Consider the following 20,154-nt stretch of genomic DNA (forward strand, 5'->3'; position numbering starts at 1 on the left):
GCGGCACACCACGGGCACGGGGCGGGGCGATGGCAGAGGAAGAACGCAGCGGCACGACGCCGGTGCTGGTGCTGCGCAAGTTCAAGCAGATCCTCGAGTCGTTCACCATCGACGACCCCGAGCTGACGCTGCAGCAGATCACCCGCTCGACCGGGCTGCCGGCGAGCACGTGCCAGCGGCTGGTGCACAACCTGGTGCGCGAGGGCTTCCTCGACCGCTACGACGACACCTACCGCGTCGGGCTCGGCCTGGTCCGCTGGGCGGCACCCGGCACGTTCGGCCTCGACCTGGTCCGGCTGACCCGGCCGGTGCTGCAGCAGCTGCGCGACGAAACGGGCGAGACGGCCTGCCTGTACGTCCGCGACGGCGCGTACCGGACGGTGATTTCGCTGGCGGAGTCCCGCCACCCGGTGGTGCGGCTGTTCGTGGTCGGCATGGTGATGCCGCTGCACGCCGGCTCGGCCGGCAAGGTGTTCCTGGCCTGGGACAAGCTGGCGGTCAAGGACGCGATCGGCCACGGCCTGGCGCGCTTCACCCCGCGCACGACCGTCGACATCGACCTGCTCACCGAGCAGCTCGGGCAGATCCGCGAGGCGGGGTACGCGGTGAGCTTCGAGGAGCGGGACCTCGGCGCGGCGTCGCTGAGTGCCCCGGTGTTCGGGCTGAACGGCGAGGTCAGCGCGGCGATCGGGATCGGCGCGCCGACCCAGCGCATGACCGCGGCCGACGTGCCGCGGCTGGCGCCGACCGTGGTGGAGGCCGGGCGGCGCGCTTCGGAGCGGCTCGGGTACCGGCCGGGTGTCGAGCGGGTCGCCGCTCTCTGACTCCGGGCGCCCGATTCCTCCCGGGCTGCGCGTGGTTGCCCGTTAACCGATGCTGGTCGTGTCCCGCGTGTCCTTGACTCCGTCCGCTGCCCGTCACATTATGGGTCGGCCAACCACATGGTGGAGAAGTCAAAGGAGACGACGGATGGCGAACATCCCCGACGCCGCCGTGCCGGACACCGGCACGATCGCGGGCCGGCTCGACCGGCTGCCCATCACCCGCACGCACCGCCGGGCCACCGTCGCCGTCGGGCTCGGCCTGTTCTTCGACTTCTACGAGGTCTTCCTGACCGGCGTGCTCAGCTCGGTGCTCGTCGAGGAGTTCTCCCTGACGAAGGCGGAGCTGCCGCCGCTGCTGGCGTCGACGTTCGTCGGCATGTTCTTCGGCGCCTTGCTGCTCGGCCGGCTCGCCGACCGGTTCGGCCGCCGGGGCGCGTTCCTGCTGAACCTGGGGCTCTACTCGCTCTTCTCGCTGCTCGGCGCGTTCAGCGGCAGCGCGTTGATGCTGCTGGTGACGCGGTTCTTCGCGGGCATCGGCCTGGGCGCGGAGCCGCCGCTGGCCGACACCTACCTCACCGACCTGCTCCCGGCGCGCAAGCGCGGCCGGTTCATCGCCTGGGCGTACACGCTCGCGTTCTGCGGCTTCCCGGTCGTCGGCTTCCTCGCCCGCGGCCTGACCGAGCACGAGATCCTCGGCATCGCCGGCTGGCGCTGGCTGTTCGTGCTCGGCGCGCTCGGCGCGGGCGCGGTGTTCCTGCTGCGGCGCGGCCTGCCCGAGTCGCCGCGGTGGCTGGAGTCGGTCGGCCGCACCGAGGAGGCCGAGCACCTGGTGGCCGGGCTCGAAGCCGAGGCACGCGGCGGCGTCAACGAGAACCCCGCGCCGCCCCGCGGCACCACCCGCAAGCGCGCGGCCGCGCCGGTGCGTGAGCTGTTCGGGCCCGCGTTGCGCCGGCGCACCTGGATGATGGTCGTCTTCCAGATCCTGCAGACGCTCGGCTACTACGGCTTCGGCACGCTGGTGCCGCTGGTGCTGGCCGCCAAGGGGTACGCGGTTTCGCAGTCGCTGCTGTTCGCCGCGCTGACCTACCTCGGCTACCCGGTCGGCTCGGCGCTGTCGCTGCCGCTCGTGGAACGCGTCGAGCGGAAGTACCTCGTGGTCGGCTCGGTGCTGGCGATGGCGGTGTTCGGCATCGCGTTCGGCTACTCGGGTTCGATGGCGCTGATCCTCGTGTTCGGCTTCCTGTACACCGCGACCAGCAACGTGTTCTCGAACGCCTACCACATCTACCAGGCGGAGATCTTCCCGACGGCGCTGCGCTCGACGGCGTCGAGCGGCACCTACTCGCTTTCGCGGCTGGCGAGCGGCGCGATGCCGTTCGTGCTGGTGCCGCTGCTGAACTCGAGTGGCCCGACGACGCTGTTCCTGGTCGTGGCCGCGGCATTGGTGGTGGTCGCGGTGGACATCGCGGTGCTCGGCCCGCGCACGACCGGCCGCCGGCTGGAGAGCGTCAACGACGAGGTCGCGCAGCCGCTTCGATGACCGCGACGGCCTCGTCGACCGGCAGCCGGGCGGTGTCGACGACGAGGCGGTCGCGCGTCCACGGCTCGTACTCGCGGCCGACGATGGCCGCCCAGGTGGGCAGGACGTGCCCGGGGATGCCGGTGTCCCGGGTTTCCGCGCGGCGCCGGTGTTCGGCCGGATCGGAGCACACGATCTCCGCTTCGAGCACGCGCGCGCCGTGGCCGAGACCGGTGTCCCGCCAGGCATCGCGGGTGACGGCGAGGGGGTTGACGCACTCGGCGATCACGCTGACCCCGGTGCGCAGGAGATCGGCGGCCACCTCCCGCGCGACGACGTACCCGACCGGCCCGAGCGGCTGCGCGAGGGGTGTGGAGCGGACGACGGCCTGTTCGATGGTGTCGATCCGCAGGAAGGAGAAACCGGTGCGGCGCGCCAGTTCCGCCGCAATGGTGGTCTTCCCGGTGGCGGGCAGCCCGCCGACGACGATCAAAAGGGGCGACACCGGCGCATGATCGCACGGCGGGAGCACCGCATCGGAGGAGGCCAAGTCCTTCGATACGGCGCTCCCGCTGCTCAGGAGGCGGCCCGCTTCTGGGCGAGCAGGCCGCGCCGCAGGGTCGTCAACGCCCGGTGCTGAGCCACGCGGACCGCGCCCGCGCTGCGCAACCCCACCGCCGCCGCGGTCTCCTCGGCCGACAGCCCCAAGATGATGCGCAGCACCAGGATCTCGCGCTGGCGGGCCGGGAGTGTGTCGAGCAGTCCCGCAGACCAGTCCAAACCCGCTGCGCGCTCGACCTCTTCGCCCGTCGGGTCGCCGCCGGTCCAGCGCTCGGCGGGGAGGTCGGCCACCGGGCTCGTGCGGTCGCGCGCCCGCTTGCGGTGGACGTCGGACACCTTGTGCGCCGCGATGCCGAACACGAACGGCAGGAAACCGTCGGCCTCGTAGCGGTACCCCGGCAGCGCGCCGACCACCGCCAGGAGCACGTCCTGCGCGCAGTCCTCGGCGTCCGACGAGCCGTCCTGCCACGTGCCGAGCCGGCCGAGGCAGTAGCGGAACACCATCGGCCGCAGCGCGCGCAGCACACCCGCGATCCCGGCGCGGTTGCCGGCGATCGCGGACCGGACGAGCTCCGGATCGAGGCTGAAGGTCGCCGTGGGAGCGGGTTCGCCCGTGGCGGACTGCGGCGGCATCGAGTCTCACCTTTCCCTCGGCGACGGACCGTCACGACGCTAGGTCACGCCGCGTGGCCGCCACACCGGCCGGGCGGCCGCCGCGGCCCGGGTCTTCCGGCCCTGGCGCGAGACCGCTCGGCGTGCCTGGCGCGAGACCGCGGCGTGCCTGCCCGGGCGCCCCGGCGGGGCCGGGCCGAACGGCCCTACCGGCCGCCTCGGCCCACCGATCACGCTGACGGCCGGGGATTTTTCACAGGGAGAAACGCAGGGACGCGATGGTGGACGACGTGGGCTTCGGGCTGCTGCTCGACCGGCAGCAGTGCCTGGCGCTGCTCCGGACGGCGAGCCTGGGCCGGGTGATCTTCACCCACCGGGCGATGCCTGCCGTCCGGCCGGTGCGCTTCACCGTCGTCGACGAGGCCGTCGTGTTCGCCGTCCCGACCAGCAGTCCTCTCTACGCGGGCGCGCGTGACGCCGTCGTCGCGTTCGAAGCCGACGACTTCGCCGCCGACCTCGGTGCCGGCTGGTACGTCAGCCTGCTGGGCCGCGCCACCGAATCCCCGGCCGACGACGCCGGGATCGCCTGCCTGTGCCCGTGCCCGGCCCTGGCCGGCCGCCGGTTCCTCCGGATCCCGGTGGAAGCCATCACCGGTCACCGCATGGCCTGCCACGCCGAGTAATACTGCGACATCAGTAACGGAGGCACTCCGCCGATCGACCCACCGGATGGACGAACCGGATTGGGCCGACACGGGCAGTCGCCTGTGGGACCCTTGACGGCCCGGGGAGACCCCCGGGATCGGGCTGATGTGGGGTCGGCGGGAAGTGGCGGACGAAATCGGCGTGCCGGCGATCCTGGCCGCGGTGGCCGGGATCGCGCGGGAGCTGGAGATGCCGGCGTTGCTGGACCGCGCCGTGACGACCGCGTGCGAGCTGGTCGGCGCGCGCCACGGCCGGCTCGACGTGACGGGCCCCGACGGCGAGGTGGCCGCCGAGTACGGCCGGCCGTCCGGCGGGCCCGCGGTCGAGCTGCCGGTCGGAGCCGGCGAGCGCGTGTTCGGTCTCCTCACCATCGAGCCCCCCGGCGGAGGGTTCGGCCGCCGCGAGCGCGAGGTGCTGGGCGCGCTGGCCGCGGCGACCGGGATGGCCGTCGAAAAAGCCGTGCTCGTCGACGGGATGCGCCGCCGCGAACGCTGGCTGGAGGCTTCCTACGACGTCACGCGAGCCCTGCTCGGTGTGCAGGACCTGCGTTCCACGCTCCGGCTGATCGCCGAGCGCGCCCGCGTGGTCGCGGGTGGCACCGGGGGCGCGATCGCGCTGCCTGACGGGCCCGACCGGCTGGTGTTCGACGTCGTCGAGCCGCCGGGGGAGGATTCCGAGCGGCTCACCGGGCTGACCGTCCCGACCGAGGGGACCGCCACCGGCATCGCCTTCACCACCCGGCGCCCGGTGGTCGTGCGTGACTACGGCGAGCACGTCCAGAACGAGCAGCGCGACCGCGCCGGGCCGATGCCCGCGATGATCAAGGACCTCGACTCGGCGATCTCGGTGCCGCTGATCGTCGGCGACGAGACCCTCGGCGTCCTGCTCGTCGCGAAGTTCCGCGACAAGTCGCCGTTCACCGACTCCGACGTCCAGCTGGCCGAGACGTTCGCCGGGCACGCGGCGCTGGCCGTCGAGTTCTCCCGGGCGCAGGAGGTGCGCCAGCAGCTGGCGGTGTTCTCCGACCGCGACCGGATCGCCCGAGACCTGCACGACCTCGTCATCCAGCGGCTGTTCGCGACCGGGCTGGGGATCGAGGGCGTCAGCAGGCTGATCGCCGATCCGGCCGTCGGCGCGCGCGTCGCCGGGTTCGCCCAGGACCTCGACGGCACGATCCGCGAGATCCGCAACAGCATCTTTTCGCTGCAGGCGCCCGCGCAGGCGCAGGGAAGCCTGCGTGCCGAGCTGCTGCGGGTGGCCGTCGACGCGCGGGACACGCTGGGCTTCGAGCCGCGTGTCGGCTTCGACGGGCCGCTCGACGCGGCGGTGCCGGACGCCGTCCGGTCCGACCTGATCGCGTCGCTGCGCGAGGCGCTGACGAACGTGGCGCGCCACGCCGGGGCGACGTCGTCCTCGGTCGAGGTCACCGTGGACCGGGGCGGCCGGTGGCTGAGCCTGGTGGTGCGCGACGACGGGACCGGCCCGCCGTCGGAATCCGACCGGCGCAGCGGGCTCGCCAACCTGGCCGCCCGTGCGGCACGGTGGAGCGGGAACTGCGGGCTGGTGGCCGCCGAGGGCGGCGGCTCCCGGCTGGAATGGACCGTGGAGCTGCCGGCCCGGGCCGGCGAGCAGGGGAGTGGACGATGACGATCTCGGTGTTCCTGCTGGACGACCACGAGCTGGTCCGCACCGGCCTGAAGACCGTCTTCGAGTCCGAAGAGGACATCGAGGTGGTCGGCGAGGCGGGGACGGCGGCCGAGGCGCTGGTCCGGATCCCGCAGGCCCGCCCGGACGTGGCGATCCTCGACGTCCGGCTGCCCGACGGCCAGGGCGTCGAGGTGTGCCGTGAGATCCGCTCGACCGTCGAGCCTGCCCCGGCCTGCCTGATGCTGACGTCCTATTCGGACGACGACGCGCTCTTCGGCGCGATCATGGCGGGCGCGGCCGGGTACATGCTCAAGCAGGTCTCCGGCCGGTCGCTGGTCGACGCCGTCCGCACGGTCGCCGTCGGCGGCTCGCTGCTGGACGCCACCCTCACCGCGTCGGTGATGAACAAGCTGCGCGGCGAGGACGTGGCGGCCCCGGACCCGCGGTACGAGCAGCTCAGCCCGCAGGAGCGGCGGGTGCTGGACCTGGTCGCCGAAGGCCTGACCAACCGGCAGATCGCGGAGCGGCTGTTCCTGGCGGAGAAGACGGTGAAGAACTACGTGTCGTCGGTGCTGCACAAGCTCGGGGTCGAGCGGCGCACCTCGGCGGCGGTGTACGTGTCGCAGCGACGCGCCGAGGGCGGCCGTTCGACCTGATCACACGCCCACTCGGCGGAAACCCGTGGGGCATCCGACGTATCTGGCCCCCGATGCGATACACCTGTCGGGGTGACGCACGGGTTGCCGTGCGCGGCAGAGGGGACGGCATGTCGGGGTTGTCGAGCGGGGACTATGTCACGCAGCAGATCAAGGCGCTGGCCAGAGCCGTGCGCCGGGAAGGTGCCGGCGGTGTCGGCACGCACAGCTTCCAGCTGGCGGAGCACTTGGCGGCGGAGGGAGGCGTCCACCGCGGCGACATCCTGACGGCGACGGCGACGCTCCTGGCGATGACGGCGTGGTGCGACGGCGAAGCGGACGCGGCCTGCCGGTTCGCGGAGCTGGCCGGTGAGCACGACGAGGATTCGCGGGAGCTGGTGACGCACTTGCTGCGGCTGGAGGCCGGGGCGGATCAAGGGTGGCTGCCGCAGGAGCAGGTGGAAGCGTTGCTGGAGTACGCACAGCGCGCCCGCCGGAGCGACTTGGCGCTGCGGGTGCGCGCGATCGCCGGGGCGTCGCGCGGCGGACGGCACCGCCGGGACAACTGACGGCCTTTGTGGAGCGGCCGTGGGCGGGGAACAGGACATCGTTCCCCGCTCACGGTCCTTTCAGGCGCTGACTCCGGTCAGCGCGAAGAACTCCTGCCGCGACTTGGGTTCCTCCCGCAGCAGGCCGTGCAGGGCCGACGTCACGGTGAGCGCGCCGGCCGCCCGCACGCCGCGCAGCGACATGCACAGGTGCTCGGCCTCGATCACGACACCGACGCCCTTGGGCGAGAGGTGTTCCTGCAGCCAGTCCGCGACCTGCTTGGTCAGCCGTTCCTGCACCTGCAGGTCGCGCGCGAACATCTCGACGACGCGGGCGAGCTTCGACAGGCCGAGGATCCGCTCGCCGGGCAGGTAGCCCACGTGCGCGACGCCGCGGAAGGGCAGCAGGTGGTGCTCGCACAGCGACTGCACCGGGATGCTCTTCGCCAGCACGAGCTCGTCGTAGCCCTCGTCGTTCGGGAACGTCGTCAGCTTGAAGTCGCGCGGGCGCAGCATCTCCGCGTAGGCGTTGGCCACCCGCCGCGGCGTGTCGCCGAGGTGCTCGGACGCCGGGTCCTTCCCCAGCGCGCGCAGCAGGTCGGCGACCGCGCGTTCCGCCGCGCGCAGGTCCATGGCGTCGCGGTCGGGGACGACGCCCAGGTGCCGCAGCGGCACCGGTTCACGGACGGGATCGACGGTCACTGAGGCCTCCTTCTGAACCAGGACGAGCCGACGGTAGAAGCCCGCCGGGGTTTTCGTCAACGGTTGTTTGTTTTAGAGTGCTCAGATGCACAAGTCCCAGGCCGGCGCACTGGCGGCGGTCGCGACGCTCGACGAGCCGACGCGCCGGCGGCTGTACGAGTACGTCGTCCGGCGCCCGGCGCCGGTGAGCCGAGACGACGTCGCGTCGGCCCTCGGCGTGCCCCGGGCGACCGTCGCCTTCCACCTGGATCGCCTGGTGGAGGAGCGGCTGCTGGCGGTCGAGTACGAGCGCCGCAGCGGCCGCACCGGGCCGGGCGCGGGCCGCCCGGCCAAGGTCTACCGCCGATCCGACCGGCAGGTGAGCGTCTCGGTGCCCGAGCGGCACTACGAGCTGGCCGGCGAGCTCCTCGCGGCCGCGATCGAGGAGGCCGGCGAGACCGGCGGCTCGGCGCGCGAGGTCCTCGTGCGGCGCGCTCGCGATCACGGGGCCGGACTGGCCGCCGGTGCCCCGGACGTCGTCGCCGTCCTCGAGGAGCACGGGTTCGAGCCGCGCGTCGAGGGCGACGGGGTGCTGCTCGGCAACTGCCCGTTCCACCGCCTGGCCCGGAAGCACCCGCGGCTGGTCTGCGAGATGAACCTGGGGCTGGTCGAAGGCATGCTCGCCGGCGCGGGCGAGGGCCGCCTGCGCGCCCGCCTGGACCCGCAGCCCGGCTTCTGCTGCGTGCGCCTCGCGCCGGCTTAGCGCGGGAGGAACGCGAGGACGAAGAGGAAGGCGCCGAAGCCGACGAGGGCGCCCGAGGCGACGCGGTGGAGGCTGCGCCCGCGCAGTTTCCGGGCCAGGCGCGTGCCGAGCAGGGTGCCGGCGCCGGCCAGCACGCCCAGGACGCTGCCGAGTCCGAAGTGGACGGAGCCCTGCGCCGCGTAGCCGAGCGTCGCGAAGCCGACGAGCGGGAGCTGGATCAGCTGGCCGGCCGCGATCGTCGTCAACGCGGGCACGCCGAGCGCCAGCAGCACCGGGACGAGCAGCACCGGCCCGCCAGTGCCGGTCAGCGCCGAGCCGAACCCGACGGCCGCCCCGACCGCGACGGCGGCGGGCGCGGGGAGTTCACGCGCTTCGCGGGGCCGTGCCCAGAGGTTGAAGGCGCCGGAGCCGGCGGTCACGACGGCCAGGAACAGCCAGAGGACGGTCGCCGGGACGACGCCGTTCACCAGGGCGCCGGCCGCCGCGGCCGGTGCCGCGCCGAGGGTGAGCCAGCCGCCGAAGCGCCACGGCATCGCCTGGTGGCGCGCGTAGGCGATGGTGCCGACGACGCCGGTGAACAGGAAGCACCAGCTGCTGGTGCCGGCCGCCGCGTGGACGTCGAGCCCGGCGAGCCAGGTGAGTGCGGGTGGCAGGAGGACGCCGCCGATGCCGATCGCCCCGATGAAGACGCCGACCGGCACCGCCAGCAGCAGGACGGCTAGCACGAGCCGGAGTGCTCGCGAAGCCGGCGGAGGACGGCAGCCGCGGCGAACCGCGGCCCGGCGGACGTCCCGGTCTCCATGACACGACCGTAGCCGGTGCCGGGGCGCTGCTCGGCCGGGACCTCGTCGAGCCGATCCACGATTCCGGTCACGCCACTGCCCGCCTGGATGAGACGCAGGCCACATTCAGGCCCTTCCGGCCGAACAATATCGAGGGGTGCGGACAAGAGCCCGGTATGCACAGGGGAAACGCGATGCTGCTGGCCGGGGCGTGCGCCGGTGCGGTGGCGGCGATGCTCGTCGTGGCCGCGGCGGTGCGGCCGCCGGCACCCCACGCGGCGGCCGGGCCGGCGCTCATGACCGCGCCGTCCTACACGACGAGCGTGGCCACGACGGCGACCTCGGCGCCGCCGGAGACCTCGGCGAAGGCGCCGCCGATTCCCGACGGCGCCTCGCTGGCGAAGCTCGTGCCCGGGAAGGTCAGCGTGCTCGTCCACGACCGCAAGAACGACCGCGACGTCGTCTCGTACCGCCCGGACGCCACCTACACGTCCGCGTCGCTGGTCAAGCTCTACATCGCCTTCGAGGCCCTGCGGCGGGGCGAGCCCGCCGGCGAGGTGGCCGAGATGCTGTCGCGCAGCGACGACGACGTCGCGAGCCGGCTCTGGATGCGGCTGGGCGGGCCGGAGATCGTCACGTCGTGGGCGGCGCGGATCGGCCTGAAGTCGACGACCCCGCCCGCCGACGCCGGGCACTGGGGCAGCACCCTCGTCAGCGCCGCCGATCTCGTCCGCACCTACCGGTACCTGATGGACGAAGCCCCCGCCGGCACCCGGCAGCTCGTCCTGCGCGCCCTCGACGGCGCCACCGGACACGCCGCCGACGGCTTCGACCAGTACTTCGGCATCCCGGGCGCGGTCACCGTCGCCGACTGGGCGGTGAAGCAGGGCTGGTCCTGCTGCGACCCGGGCCGCAACCTGCACACGAGCGGGCTCGTGGCGGGCCGCCGCTACATCGTCGTCGTGCTGAGCGCCCAGCCCGCCGCCACGTCCTGGGCGAAGGCGTCACAGAACGTCACGGCGGTCGTGAAAGCGCTTTCGGTGCCGCTCGGCTGGTCCTGACGCGCCCGGCGTCCGCCGGTGACGGCGCGTTCGGCGGTACGGTCTCGTGGGTGGTGACACGGCGCGAGGTGGAGGGGGCCAGGGTGGTGGACCGGGCAAAGGCGGGGGAGCAGGCCAGGATGTCGGCCCCGGGGCCGCGGCAGCCCAGCCTGGCCGACGTCGCCGGCATGGCCGGGGTGTCGCACATGACCGTTTCGCGCGTGGTCAACGAGAGCGGGCCGGTGCGCCCGGAAACCCGCGAACGGGTCCTCGCCGCCGTGCACAAGCTCGGGTACCGGCCCAACACCGCCGCCCGGACGCTGGTGACCGGCCGGTCGGGCACGCTCGGCGTGGTCGCGCTGGAGTCCAACCTCTACGGACCGGCGAGCACCCTCTACGGCATCGAGAACGCGGCGCGCGAAGCCGGGTACGGCGTCGCGATCTGCAGCGTGACCCGGCCGGGCCGGACGTCGATCGGCGACGCGGTGGAGAGCCTGCGGCGCCAGGCGGTCGAGGGGATCGTCGTCATCGCGCCGCACGTCACGGCCGGGCGGGCGCTGGCCGCGGTGCCGGGCGACATCCCGGTGGTGGCGGTCGGCGGTGGGGAGTCGGCGCCGGTGCCGGTGATCTCGGTCGACCAGTACGACGGCGCCCGCCGCGCCACCGAGCACCTCCTCGCCCTCGGCCACCGGACGGTCTGGCACGTCGCCGGTCCGGAGGACTGGCTGGAGGCCCGTGACCGCGAACGCGGCTGGCGCGAGACCCTCGAACGGCGAGGCCTGCGGGTGCCGGCGGTCGTGCGCGGCGACTGGAGCCCGCGGTCGGGCTACGAGGCGGGCCGGACGCTGGTCGGCAAGCGTGGGCTGAAGGCGGTGTTCTCGGCCAACGACCAGATGGCGCTGGGCGTGCTGCGCGCGTTCACCGAGGCGGGGATTCGCGTGCCGGAGGACGTCCACGTCGCCGGTTTCGACGACGTCCCCGAGGCGGCCTACTTCAACCCGCCGCTGACGACGGTCCGCCAGGACTTCATCGAGGTCGGCCGGAAGACGTTCGGGCTCCTGGAGGACCGGATGGCCGGCGGGGACGTCGGTGCGCGGCACCTCGTGCCGGCCGAGCTGATCGTGCGGGAGAGCACCGGCCCCCGCTGAGCCGGCAATTCCGATCCGTTGCCATGAGGGGCACCTTCATGGCTTTTATGACCATGAGGGTGCCCTTCATGGCAAACGTCTACTGTTAGCGCTAACACTACCTCGGCACTGATCCATCTCGGTGTTGTATCTTGACCGCTTCTGTGCGGTTGCCAAAGGATCGTGTGCGGTTCAGTGTCGTTCCAGGAGGTCCCCGCATGCGTGCTTCGTTCCGGGCCCTGCTCGTCGCCCTGCTCGCTCTGGTCGGCGTGGTCGTTCCGCAGGCCGCCGCGGCGCCGCCGAAAGCGACCCACACCGTCACCTACGACGGCTACTCCTTCCTCGTCGACGGCAACCGCACCTACCTGTGGTCGGGGGAGTTCCACTCCTACCGCCTCCCGAGCCCCGACCTCTGGCTCGACATCTTCCAGAAGATGAAGGCGGCCGGCTTCAACTCGACGTCGCTGTACTTCGACTGGGGCTACCACTCGCCGCGCCAGGGCGTCTACGACTTCACCGGCGTCCGCGACCTCGACAAGCTCCTCGACATGGCCCAGCAGGCCGGCCTCTACGTCATCGCGCGGCCCGGGCCCTACATCAACGCCGAGGTCGACGGCGGTGGCTTCCCGACGTGGCTGTCCACGACCCCCGGCCACACGCGCAGCGCCGACCCGGTCTACCTGAAGTACTCCGACGAGTGGCAGACGCAGATCGACCGGATCATCGCGCGCCACCAGCTCACCAACGGCACCGGCAGCGTGCTGGCCTACCAGGTCGAGAACGAGTACTACAACGGCAACGCCGACGGCCGCGCGTACATGCAGCACCTCGAGGACAAGGCCCGCGCCGACGGCATCACGGTTCCCCTGGTGGGCAACAACAACGGCACCTTCAACGCCGGTGATGCCGCCCTCGACGTCGACGCCGCCGACTCCTACCCGCAGGGCTTCGACTGCTCCAACCCGACGCGCTGGAACGGCGTCCCGGACATCAGCTACGACCACGTCCCCGGCAAGCCGCTGATCACCGCCGAGTTCCAGGGCGGCGCCTTCGACCCGTGGGGCGGCCCGGGCTACGAGAAGTGCGCGCAGCTGATCAACGACCAGTTCGCGAACGTCTTCTACAAGCAGAACATCGCCGTCGGCGCGACCGGCCAGAGCTTCTACATGCTGCACGGCGGCACGTCGTGGGGCTGGAGCGCGATCCCGCAGAACTACACGTCCTACGACTACGGCGCCGCGATCACCGAGGGCCGCCAGTTCGACCCGAAGTACAACGAAGACAAGCTGATCGGCTACTTCACCCAGTCCGTCGCCCCGCTGACCAAGACCGACGGGCTGGCGAGCGCGCCGCTCACCGACCCGGCCCTCACCGACACCGCCCGGATCAACCCGGACACCCGCACCCAGTTCCACACCCTGCGCCACACCGATTCGACGTCCACCGCCACGAACACCACGAGTCTCGCGCTCGACCTCGCCGCGCACGCCGGCTACACCTACGACGACCGCGCGGCCGAGGTCGGCTACACCGGCACCTGGAGCCACGTCGGGCCGGAAGTGAACTACACCGGGGGCGACTACCAGCACACCGAGTCGTTCTCGGAGGTCACCGGCGACAGCGTGAGCATCCCCTTCACCGGCACCGGGATCCGCTGGGTGACGTCGAAGGACCCGAGTCACGGCGTCGCCGACGTCTACCTCGACGACGCGAAGGTCAGCACCGTCGACCTCTACGCGACGAGCAAGCAGAACCAGGTCACCGGCTACGAAGTGCGGGGCCTGCCCGCCGGGGCGCACACCCTGAAGATCGTCGTCACCGGGCAGAAGAACGCGAACGCGACCGGCCCGTTCGTGGTGGTGGACGCCGTCGACCTGCTCTCTGGCTCCGCCGACTACTACCCGGTCGTCCCGCAGCAGCCCGGCACCGGCCTCACGCTCAACGGCCGCCAGTCGAAGATCGTCGTCGCCGGGTACGACCTCGGGCGGACGCGGATGCAGTACTCCACGTCGGAGATCATGACGAGCGCGGCCATCGGCGGCCGTGACGTCGCCGTCCTGTACGGGGACAAAGGCGGGCCCGGGGAGACCGTCCTGCGGTTCGCGCAGCAGTCGTCCGTGCAGGTCCTCGGCGGCGCCGCGACGTCCACTTGGGACGCCGCCCGCGGCGACCTGCGGCTGAACTACACCCACGACGGCCTGGCGCGCGTGCTCGTCACCGCGCCCGGGCAGCGCCCGTTGCTCCTGCTGCTCGCCGACAAGGCGACGGCGGCGACCTTCTGGCGCCAGGACACCGCGGCGGGCCCGGTGCTGGTCCGCGGCACGCACCTGCTGCGTACCGCGGCCGACGACCACGGCACCCTGAACCTGACCGGCGACACCGGCACCGACGGCGCGTTCGAGGTCTTCGCGGCCGAGAAGTCGTTGTCATGGAACGGTTCCCGCGTCGCGACGCAGCCGACGTCGAGCGGCAGCCTGACCGCCGTCGCGCCGACCGCGAAGGCCGTGACGCTGCCCGCGTTGACCGGCTGGAAGCACCAGCAGGAGTCCCCGGAGAGCCAGCCCGGCTTCGACGACTCGGCCTGGCCGGTGGCCGACAAGGACACCTCCAACAGCTCCACGGCACTCGGCACGAAGCCGGTGCTCTTCGCCGACGACTACGGCTTCCACACCGGCAACACCTGGTACCGCGGCCGGTTCACCGGCGACGGGAAGCAGACCGGGATCACGCTGTCGAGCCAGAGCGGCGGGCCGGCGGGCGCGTTCTCGGCGTGGCTCAACGGCGTCTTCCTCGGCAGCTCCAAGGATCCCCAGCACACGTTCACCTTCCCGGCGGGCACGCTGCGCGCGGGGGAGAACGAGATCTCCGTGCTGACCGTGAACATGGGCCACGAAGAGGACTACGGCGCGAACAACGGCAACAAGGCCGCGCGCGGGCTCACCTCCGCCCGGCTGACCGGGGCACCGCTGACGTCGGTGACCTGGCGGCTGCAGGGCGTCCGCGGCGGCGAAACCGGGCTCGACCCGGTCCGCGGCCCGCTCAACACCGGCGGGCTGTACGGCGAGCGTGCGGGCTGGTCGCTGCCCGGCTTCCCCGACGCTCGCTGGACGTCGACGTCCCTGCCGGCGAAGGACACCACGCCGGGCGTGTCCTGGTACCGGACGACTGCGGACCTGGATCTGCCACGCGGCCAGGACACCTCGCTCGGGCTGACGATCACCGACGACCCCGGGCGGCAGTACCGGGCGCTGCTCTTCGTCAACGGCTGGCAGCTCGGCCAGTACGTCAACTACCTCGGGCCGCAGCACAGCTTCCCGATCCCGAACGGTGTCCTGAACCCCAACGGCCACAACACGATCGCCGTCGCCGTGTGGAACCTCGACGGCAGCACGGGCGGCCTGGGCACGATCGCGTGGACGAACTACGGCAGCTACCGCTCGCCGTTGACGGTGAAGCAGAACGCCTCGCCCGGCTTCGACCCCGGGCGGTACGAGATGCCCGCGGCGCCGACGGCCGCGGTGTCGCTGACCGCGCCGGACACGGTGTCGGGCGGGCAGCGGTTCACCGCATCGGCGACGGTGCGGGTGCCCGCGGGCGCGCCGCCGGCGTTCGACGTGAAGCCGGTGCTGACCGCACCGGCCGGGTGGACGGTCGGACCGGCGTCCCCGCCTTCCGTGGCGCGGATCGACGGCGGCCGGTCGGCGACGGTCACCTGGCCCGTCACCGCTCCCTCCACAGTGGACACGGCCGCGCTGAAGGTGGCGGTGGCCTACCGGCAGGCCGGGCGGCCGGGTTCGGTGTCCGGCGAGCGGATCGTCGGCGCGGTGCCCCCGGCGCCACCCGCGGGCGAGGTGGCCGTGAGCTCGCTGCCGTTCCTGACGGCGACGAACGGCTGGGGCCCGGTCGAGCGCGACACGAGCAACGGCGAAGCGGACGCGGGCGACGGCAAGCCGATGACCATCGGCGGGGTGGCGTACGCGAAGGGCCTGGGCGCGCACGCGGCGAGCGACGTCCAGCTCTACCTGGCCGGCGCCTGCACGCGGTTGACCGCTTCGGCCGGCGTCGACGGCGAGACGGGCACCGGTGGCAGCGTGAGCTTCAGCGTCTCGGTGGACGGCGTGACCCGGGTGACGACGCCGGTGGTGCGCGGCGGCCAGGCGGCGGTCCCGATCGACGTCGACGTCACCGGCGCCCAGGTCCTGGACCTGCTGGTGAGCGACGGTGGCGACGGCAACGGCAACGACCACGCGGACTGGGCGCTGCCGACGCTCACCTGCGCTACGCCGCCTGCCGGCTGATCTCCGGGACCGGCCGGAGGAAGAAGGTGGCGCGGACTTCGCGACGTTCGCGCCACAGGTGGTACAGCGCCAGGCCGAAGATGATCGAGCCGATGACGTTCGCGACGAAGTGCCACCACACGCGGTAGGTCGTCAGCCCGATGCCCGGGTCGACGAGACCGAAGAACGTCGACAGCCCGATCGCCCGGGGTGCGCCGAAACCGATCGACAGCGTGAGGACCAGGTGCTCGAGCCCGTGCAGGCCCTGCATCCAGACGCCCATCTTCGCCCAGCGGCGGGCGCGGGTCCCGAGCGCTCGCCGCGTGATCACCATGACCCCGGCGAGGCCGGCGAGGAAGAGGAAGTTGCCGGTGAGGTGCAGCAGCTCCATCCCGAACGTCTTGCGGTCCGGCAAGAGCATCTGCAGGCCGTTCGCGAGCCCGGTGCCCCACGGTGTCATCCACGCCGGGGAGTTCGGGTGCCCGAGCCAGTAGCCGACCTGCGCGATGTGCTCCTGGACGTGGCCGAGCTGCCCGAGCACGCCGACGCCGATCACCGCGACCGAGCCGCGGTACACCCAGGGCCGCACCGGCACCCGGTTCGCGTACGCCAGGACACCGACCGCCGCCCACATGGCCAGCGCCCAGAGCACCAGCAGCGTCGCCCCCGCGACGTCCCAGCCGGACATCGTCCCCATCGGCATCGTCATGGCCGCCTCCCGTCCGCGTTCCGCCCAGGTTAACGGCGGAACCGGGCCCCGAACGTCTTCCGCTGTGCGGCCGGAAACCGGGCAAACCGTTACACCACAATGCTTTCCCGGTCAGGTGAGGACAAGTCGGACGGCGAGCGCGGTGATCACCGCACTCGACACCAGCGCCGTCGCCAACCGGCCCCGCGGTCCGGTGAGGACCCGGCCGAGCAGGGCTCCGCCGCCGGCCAGGAGTGCTTGCCAGCTCGCCGAGGCGGCGAACGCGGCCAGCACGAACACGACCTGCTCGGGTACCGACACCGCGGTGCCGGCGCGGTCGCCGACGACCAGGGCGGTGAAGTAGACGACCGTCGTCGGGTTCACGAGCGTGATCCCGAGCAGGCTGACGTAGGCGCGGCCGGGCGCGAGCGGCGTCACGGGCCGGGTGGTGGCGGCGCGGTGGGACCGCAGCGCCGAAACGGCCCCGCGGATCGCCAACGCGACCAGGACCCCGGCCGAGACCAGCCGCAACGGCCCGGCGATGGGCGTCACGAGTCCCGCGACCGCGGCGCCGCCGAGCACCGCCACCAGCGCGTACACGCCGTCGGCCGTGGCGACGCCGAGGGCCGCGGCCAGGCCGGTGCGCAGTGACGTGCGGGCGGTGAGCGCGACGAGGTAGGTCGCGACGGCGCCGACCGGGATCGCGATGCCGTAGCCGGCCAGCAGGCCGGCGAGCAGCGCGCCCGTCACGGCGCTGGGGTGATCGACCCCCGCGGACGGCTCGGCTGCTGCTGGACCGGCGCGGTGGTCGCGGCGACGGTCGGCAGGAGCGGGGTGCGAGAGGAGGTCATGCGCAGATGGTGTCGCCGGCGGGCCCGGTGCGGCAACCGGATTTCCCAGCCGGTGCGCACCGGGCACGTGTGCTTGAATCGCCCGGGGGAGGGCCGACGCGAGAAGGGGTTTTCACGATGCGGGTCGACCTGAGCGGGAAGACGGCACTGGTCACCGGGTCCACCCAGGGCATCGGCTCGGCGATCGCGGCGGGGCTCGCGGCCGCGGGCGCGCGGGTCGCGATCAACGGCCGGAGCGAAACCGGGGTCTTGAAGGCGATCGCTCGCCTGAAGGAAGACCTGCCGGACGCCGACCTGGTGCCGGCGCCGGGTGACGTCTCGGAGGAAGCCGGCGCGGCGCAGGTCGTCGAAGAGGTGCCGGACGCCGACATCCTCGTCAACAACCTCGGCATCTTCGGCGCCCAGGAGCCCTTGGACATCACCGACGCCGACTGGCGGCGCTACTTCGAGGTCAACGTCCTGGCCGCGGTGCGGCTCACCCGCGCCTACCTGCCCGGCATGACCGGCCGCGGCTGGGGCCGGATCCAGTACATCGCCAGCGATTCGGCGATCGTGATCCCCGCCGAGATGATCCACTATGGAGTGTCGAAGACGGCGCTGCTCGGCGTCTCGCGCGGGTTCGCCAAGCACGCGGCCGGCACCGGGGTCACGGTGAACGCGGTGATCGCGGGCCCGACGCACACCGGCGGCGTCGAGGACTTCGTCTACGAGCTGGTGGACAAGGACCTGCCGTGGGACGAGGCGCAGCGGGAGTTCATGAAGAAGCACCGGCCGCAGTCCCTGCTGCAGCGCCTGATCGAGCCCGAAGAGATCGCGAACCTGGTGGTGTACCTGAGTTCCCCGTTCGCCTCGGCGACGACGGGCGCGGCCGTGCGCGTCGACGGCGGGTACGTCGACTCGATCGTGCCGTAGGCCCGCTCCCGCCCGGGCGCACGGGGGAGGCCCGGGAGGGAACGGGGGTTTTGGTGCCGGTACGGGGGGCCGCCTCGCGGCGGAAGGCACGACACGGCTCCTGCGTTACCGGTATTCCGTGAAGGCAAGGGGTGAGGCCCGGGGGCACCGCCGTACCGACACCCTGTACAACGCTCGAGGTCGTCCGGTGTTCCGCAGCCGGGGGTGACGTGCGTCGCCACCGTTCGGGGTACCCCGCGCAGGGGTCGCCCGGACGAGCGCGCGGACTGTCCCGAACGCCCCGCGTGGTTCATGATCGACTTCATGAACCACACCGAGACACCGGCGAAACCCGCCCCGGCCCTGCGCCGGGTACTCCTCGCCGCGGCGGCGGGCGCAGTGCTCGCCGCCGCGGCGTGGGTGGCCCTGTGGCTGGCCATGCACCTCTGACTACGGCGTGACGGGGATGTTCGTCAGTCCCGCCGTCGCGTTCGTGACCGTGTTGGACGCGTACACCACGTTCGGGTTGGTCGCGCACTTCGACACCGAGCTGATCTTGATCGCGTAGGCGCCGACCCCGCCGAGGTCGGACTTGTTGTTGCGCCACACGTTTCCGCAGCCGTTGTCGAACGACGGCGACGTGCTGGTGTTGTGGTTTTCGTAGCCGTTGGCGAACGTGCCCGGTGCCGAGAACGTGCCGGTGTTGTCCTCGATCGTGTAGCCGATGCCCTTGACGTCGATCCAGGAGTCCGCCGAGTTCTCGCCGGAGATGCCGCGGCCGTCGAAGGTGTTGCCGCGGATCACGCCGTCGAAGGTGCCTTCCTTGACGTCGATGGGTTCCGCCGCGATGAACGGGCCGATGTGGTTGTCCAGCACCTGGATGCGGTCACCGCGGTCGACGCCGCCGGAGTTGCCGTGGCAGGCCCAGTTCGAGTTGGCCGAGCCGAGGTAGACGCCTTCGCCGTAACCCGGCTGCACCAGCCCGGTGTAGGTGATCGTCGAGTTCTTCAGCACGCTGTCGGCCGACGAGCGGCGGAAGTGGATGGCCTCCTCGTCGACGTGGTTGACGTTGACGCCGTCGATCGTCGTGTGCGGCGAGTTATCGGCGACGATGCCCTTCTTGGACTCCTGCACGGTGAAGCCGGCGAGGTTCCAGTAGGGCGCGCCGGAGAGCCACAGGCCGTAGCCCGAGTCCCAGCCCGCGGTCGGCGTGGGACAGTCCGGCGCGTCGCCCGACGGGCCGTCGTTGATCAGGATCGCGTTCGCCGGGCCCGACAGCGTGATGGGCTTCGCCGCGGTGCCGGCCTTCGTCGTGACGAACGAGCCGCGGTAGGTCCCGGCGGCGAGCTTGATCGCCTGCCCCGGCGCGGCGTTCGCCAGGGCGGCCTGCAGCTGGGCGGCCGTCGAGACGTTCACCGTGTCCCCGGCGGGCGGGGGAGTCGTGGTGGTCGTCGGCGTCGGTGTCGGTGTCGTGGTGGTGGGTGTCGTCGGCGTCGTCGTGACCGGGCCGCCGCCTTCGCACGGGAGCCCGTTCACCGTGCAGCCCGAGGGCAGCCCGGAACCGGCGACGTTGAAGCCGAAGTTCGCGCTGGCACCGGGCTTGACCGTGCCGTTGAAGCTCGCGTTGGTGAACTTGTAGTGCTGCCCGGCCTGCGTCTTCACCGAGCTCCACGAACTGCTCACGGACGTGCCGGCAGGCAGGTCGAACTCGACGGTCCAGCCGGTGGCGGGCGCGTCGCCGCGGTTGGCGATCGTGTACCCGGCGCCGTAGCCCCCGGTCCAGACCGAGGTCTTCGCGAACGTGGCGGACAGGTTCGCCGCCGCGGCCTGCGCGGTGACGGCGCCGGTCAGCGCGAGCGCGGCCGAGATCGTGGCGGCGCCGAGGAGAACGGCACGCCGGCTTCGTGGGGACACCAAGGACCTCCGGGAAAAGGGGACAGCGGAGGTGTTGCGGCGTACACCCGGACTTTCCCTTTATAGGTCACGGATGTGACGTGCGTCAA

The 20,154-nt window shown here is 72.4% G+C and carries 20 protein-coding genes; 12 read left to right on the forward strand and 8 right to left on the reverse strand.

The features are described from left to right. The first annotated feature begins 29 nt into the window (after window positions 1-29). Together QQ657_RS37480 and QQ657_RS37485 are read left to right on the forward strand one after the other, a co-directional pair. Entirely contained in the window at window positions 30-824 is a 795-nt protein-coding gene (locus QQ657_RS37480; RefSeq protein WP_284747075.1) for an IclR family transcriptional regulator, read from the forward strand. Between the two features lie 145 nt (window positions 825-969). Then, on the forward strand, window positions 970-2,364 hold the full coding sequence (locus QQ657_RS37485; RefSeq protein WP_284747076.1) for an MFS transporter: 1,395 nt from the start codon (window positions 970-972) through the stop codon (window positions 2,362-2,364). On the opposite strand, the gene QQ657_RS37490 is transcribed toward QQ657_RS37485, so the two are convergent. Both QQ657_RS37490 and QQ657_RS37495 read right to left on the reverse strand, forming a co-directional pair. After that, on the reverse strand, window positions 2,333-2,848 hold the full coding sequence (locus QQ657_RS37490; protein ID WP_284747077.1) for a P-loop nucleotide/nucleoside kinase family protein: 516 nt from the start codon (window positions 2,846-2,848) through the stop codon (window positions 2,333-2,335). The genes QQ657_RS37485 and QQ657_RS37490 overlap by 32 nt on opposite strands. Window positions 2,849-2,919: 71 nt before the next feature. Further along, window positions 2,920-3,537, reverse strand: a complete 618-nt coding sequence (locus QQ657_RS37495; RefSeq protein ID WP_284747078.1) for a sigma-70 family RNA polymerase sigma factor — start codon at window positions 3,535-3,537, stop codon at window positions 2,920-2,922. Between the two features lie 257 nt (window positions 3,538-3,794). Here QQ657_RS37495 and QQ657_RS37500 point away from each other — a divergent pair, with 257 nt between their 5' ends. The 4 genes from QQ657_RS37500 to QQ657_RS37515 all read left to right on the forward strand — a co-directional run bounded on the left by QQ657_RS37500 (window position 3,795) and on the right by QQ657_RS37515 (window position 7,072). After that, the gene (locus QQ657_RS37500; protein WP_284747079.1) at window positions 3,795-4,199 is read left to right on the forward strand and encodes a pyridoxamine 5'-phosphate oxidase family protein; all 405 of its coding nucleotides are present in this window, start codon (window positions 3,795-3,797) and stop codon (window positions 4,197-4,199) included. Window positions 4,200-4,326: 127 nt separating this feature from the next. Continuing rightward, window positions 4,327-5,868 carry a GAF domain-containing sensor histidine kinase gene (locus QQ657_RS37505; protein WP_284747080.1) on the forward strand — a complete coding sequence of 514 codons (1,542 nt, stop codon included), beginning with the start codon at window positions 4,327-4,329 and terminating at the stop codon, window positions 5,866-5,868. Continuing rightward, the gene (locus QQ657_RS37510) at window positions 5,865-6,524 is read left to right on the forward strand and encodes a response regulator (RefSeq protein WP_284747081.1); all 660 of its coding nucleotides are present in this window, start codon (window positions 5,865-5,867) and stop codon (window positions 6,522-6,524) included. Before QQ657_RS37505 ends, QQ657_RS37510 begins: the two co-directional genes overlap by 4 nt. A 110-nt stretch (window positions 6,525-6,634) precedes the next feature. After that, window positions 6,635-7,072 (forward strand): hypothetical protein, encoded by a 438-nt coding sequence (locus tag QQ657_RS37515; RefSeq protein WP_284747082.1) that lies wholly within the window; start codon window positions 6,635-6,637, stop codon window positions 7,070-7,072. A 60-nt stretch (window positions 7,073-7,132) separates the two neighbouring features. Here QQ657_RS37515 and folE read toward each other — a convergent pair whose 3' ends face one another. Then, complete coding sequence (gene folE, locus QQ657_RS37520) at window positions 7,133-7,753, reverse strand: GTP cyclohydrolase I FolE (protein ID WP_284747083.1); 621 nt, start codon at window positions 7,751-7,753, stop codon at window positions 7,133-7,135. Between the two features lie 85 nt (window positions 7,754-7,838). On the opposite strand from folE, the gene QQ657_RS37525 reads away from it, so the two are divergent. Continuing rightward, window positions 7,839-8,495, forward strand: a complete 657-nt coding sequence (locus QQ657_RS37525) for a helix-turn-helix transcriptional regulator (protein ID WP_284747084.1) — start codon at window positions 7,839-7,841, stop codon at window positions 8,493-8,495. Here QQ657_RS37525 and QQ657_RS37530 read toward each other — a convergent pair. Both QQ657_RS37530 and QQ657_RS37535 read right to left on the reverse strand, forming a co-directional pair. Beyond that, window positions 8,492-9,220, reverse strand: coding sequence for a sulfite exporter TauE/SafE family protein (locus tag QQ657_RS37530; protein ID WP_284747085.1), 729 nt, complete (start codon window positions 9,218-9,220; stop codon window positions 8,492-8,494). The genes QQ657_RS37525 and QQ657_RS37530 overlap by 4 nt on opposite strands. After that, window positions 9,214-9,369: a hypothetical protein gene (locus QQ657_RS37535; protein WP_284747086.1), complete on the reverse strand. Its 156-nt coding sequence runs from the start codon at window positions 9,367-9,369 to the stop codon at window positions 9,214-9,216. Before QQ657_RS37535 ends, QQ657_RS37530 begins: the two co-directional genes overlap by 7 nt. Before the next feature lie 84 nt (window positions 9,370-9,453). On the opposite strand from QQ657_RS37535, the gene QQ657_RS37540 reads away from it, so the two are divergent. The 3 genes from QQ657_RS37540 to QQ657_RS37550 all read left to right on the forward strand — a co-directional run bounded on the left by QQ657_RS37540 (window position 9,454) and on the right by QQ657_RS37550 (window position 15,742). Beyond that, window positions 9,454-10,338, forward strand: a complete 885-nt coding sequence (locus tag QQ657_RS37540; RefSeq protein WP_284747087.1) for a serine hydrolase — start codon at window positions 9,454-9,456, stop codon at window positions 10,336-10,338. 119 nt (window positions 10,339-10,457) lie between these two features. Next, the gene (locus QQ657_RS37545) at window positions 10,458-11,465 is read left to right on the forward strand and encodes a LacI family DNA-binding transcriptional regulator (protein WP_284747088.1); all 1,008 of its coding nucleotides are present in this window, start codon (window positions 10,458-10,460) and stop codon (window positions 11,463-11,465) included. 197 nt (window positions 11,466-11,662) lie between these two features. Next, window positions 11,663-15,742 (forward strand): beta-galactosidase, encoded by a 4,080-nt coding sequence (locus tag QQ657_RS37550; protein WP_284747089.1) that lies wholly within the window; start codon window positions 11,663-11,665, stop codon window positions 15,740-15,742. Here QQ657_RS37550 and QQ657_RS37555 read toward each other — a convergent pair. Both QQ657_RS37555 and QQ657_RS37560 read right to left on the reverse strand, forming a co-directional pair. Then, complete coding sequence (locus QQ657_RS37555; protein WP_284747090.1) at window positions 15,723-16,430, reverse strand: DUF6008 family protein; 708 nt, start codon at window positions 16,428-16,430, stop codon at window positions 15,723-15,725. The two genes, QQ657_RS37550 and QQ657_RS37555, sit on opposite strands and share 20 nt — an antisense overlap. A gap of 111 nt (window positions 16,431-16,541) precedes the next feature. Continuing rightward, on the reverse strand, window positions 16,542-17,159 hold the full coding sequence (locus QQ657_RS37560) for a LysE/ArgO family amino acid transporter (protein ID WP_284747091.1): 618 nt from the start codon (window positions 17,157-17,159) through the stop codon (window positions 16,542-16,544). Window positions 17,160-17,377: 218 nt separating this feature from the next. On the opposite strand from QQ657_RS37560, the gene QQ657_RS37565 reads away from it, so the two are divergent. Further along, on the forward strand, window positions 17,378-18,172 hold the full coding sequence (locus QQ657_RS37565; RefSeq protein ID WP_284747092.1) for an SDR family NAD(P)-dependent oxidoreductase: 795 nt from the start codon (window positions 17,378-17,380) through the stop codon (window positions 18,170-18,172). 303 nt (window positions 18,173-18,475) lie between these two features. Next, window positions 18,476-18,601 (forward strand): hypothetical protein, encoded by a 126-nt coding sequence (locus QQ657_RS37570; RefSeq protein WP_284747093.1) that lies wholly within the window; start codon window positions 18,476-18,478, stop codon window positions 18,599-18,601. On the opposite strand, the gene QQ657_RS37575 is transcribed toward QQ657_RS37570, so the two are convergent. Beyond that, complete coding sequence (locus QQ657_RS37575) at window positions 18,602-20,065, reverse strand: cellulose binding domain-containing protein (protein ID WP_284747094.1); 1,464 nt, start codon at window positions 20,063-20,065, stop codon at window positions 18,602-18,604. Window positions 20,066-20,154: the final 89 nt, after the last annotated feature.

The organism is Amycolatopsis ponsaeliensis (genome assembly GCF_030182635.1).
In the GTDB taxonomy this organism is placed as follows: domain Bacteria; phylum Actinomycetota; class Actinomycetes; order Mycobacteriales; family Pseudonocardiaceae; genus Amycolatopsis; species Amycolatopsis ponsaeliensis.

Excerpts from the sequence above, each read along its gene's own strand:
- QQ657_RS37565 (WP_284747092.1), top strand. The coding sequence starts at position 17,378 with ATGCGGGTCGACCTGAGCGGGAAGACGGCACTGGTCACCGGGTCCACC.
- QQ657_RS37555 (WP_284747090.1), bottom strand. The coding sequence starts at position 16,430 with ATGACGATGCCGATGGGGACGATGTCCGGCTGGGACGTCGCGGGGGCG.
- QQ657_RS37525 (WP_284747084.1), top strand. The coding sequence starts at position 7,839 with ATGCACAAGTCCCAGGCCGGCGCACTGGCGGCGGTCGCGACGCTCGAC.
- QQ657_RS37510 (WP_284747081.1), top strand. The coding sequence starts at position 5,865 with ATGACGATCTCGGTGTTCCTGCTGGACGACCACGAGCTGGTCCGCACC.
- QQ657_RS37500 (WP_284747079.1), top strand. The coding sequence starts at position 3,795 with ATGGTGGACGACGTGGGCTTCGGGCTGCTGCTCGACCGGCAGCAGTGC.
- QQ657_RS37495 (WP_284747078.1), bottom strand. The coding sequence starts at position 3,537 with ATGCCGCCGCAGTCCGCCACGGGCGAACCCGCTCCCACGGCGACCTTC.
- QQ657_RS37550 (WP_284747089.1), top strand. The coding sequence starts at position 11,663 with ATGCGTGCTTCGTTCCGGGCCCTGCTCGTCGCCCTGCTCGCTCTGGTC.
- QQ657_RS37540 (WP_284747087.1), top strand. The coding sequence starts at position 9,454 with ATGCACAGGGGAAACGCGATGCTGCTGGCCGGGGCGTGCGCCGGTGCG.
- QQ657_RS37485 (WP_284747076.1), top strand. The coding sequence starts at position 970 with ATGGCGAACATCCCCGACGCCGCCGTGCCGGACACCGGCACGATCGCG.
- QQ657_RS37570 (WP_284747093.1), top strand. The coding sequence starts at position 18,476 with ATGAACCACACCGAGACACCGGCGAAACCCGCCCCGGCCCTGCGCCGG.
- QQ657_RS37515 (WP_284747082.1), top strand. The coding sequence starts at position 6,635 with ATGTCGGGGTTGTCGAGCGGGGACTATGTCACGCAGCAGATCAAGGCG.
- QQ657_RS37480 (WP_284747075.1), top strand. The coding sequence starts at position 30 with ATGGCAGAGGAAGAACGCAGCGGCACGACGCCGGTGCTGGTGCTGCGC.
- QQ657_RS37505 (WP_284747080.1), top strand. The coding sequence starts at position 4,327 with ATGTGGGGTCGGCGGGAAGTGGCGGACGAAATCGGCGTGCCGGCGATC.
- QQ657_RS37545 (WP_284747088.1), top strand. The coding sequence starts at position 10,458 with ATGTCGGCCCCGGGGCCGCGGCAGCCCAGCCTGGCCGACGTCGCCGGC.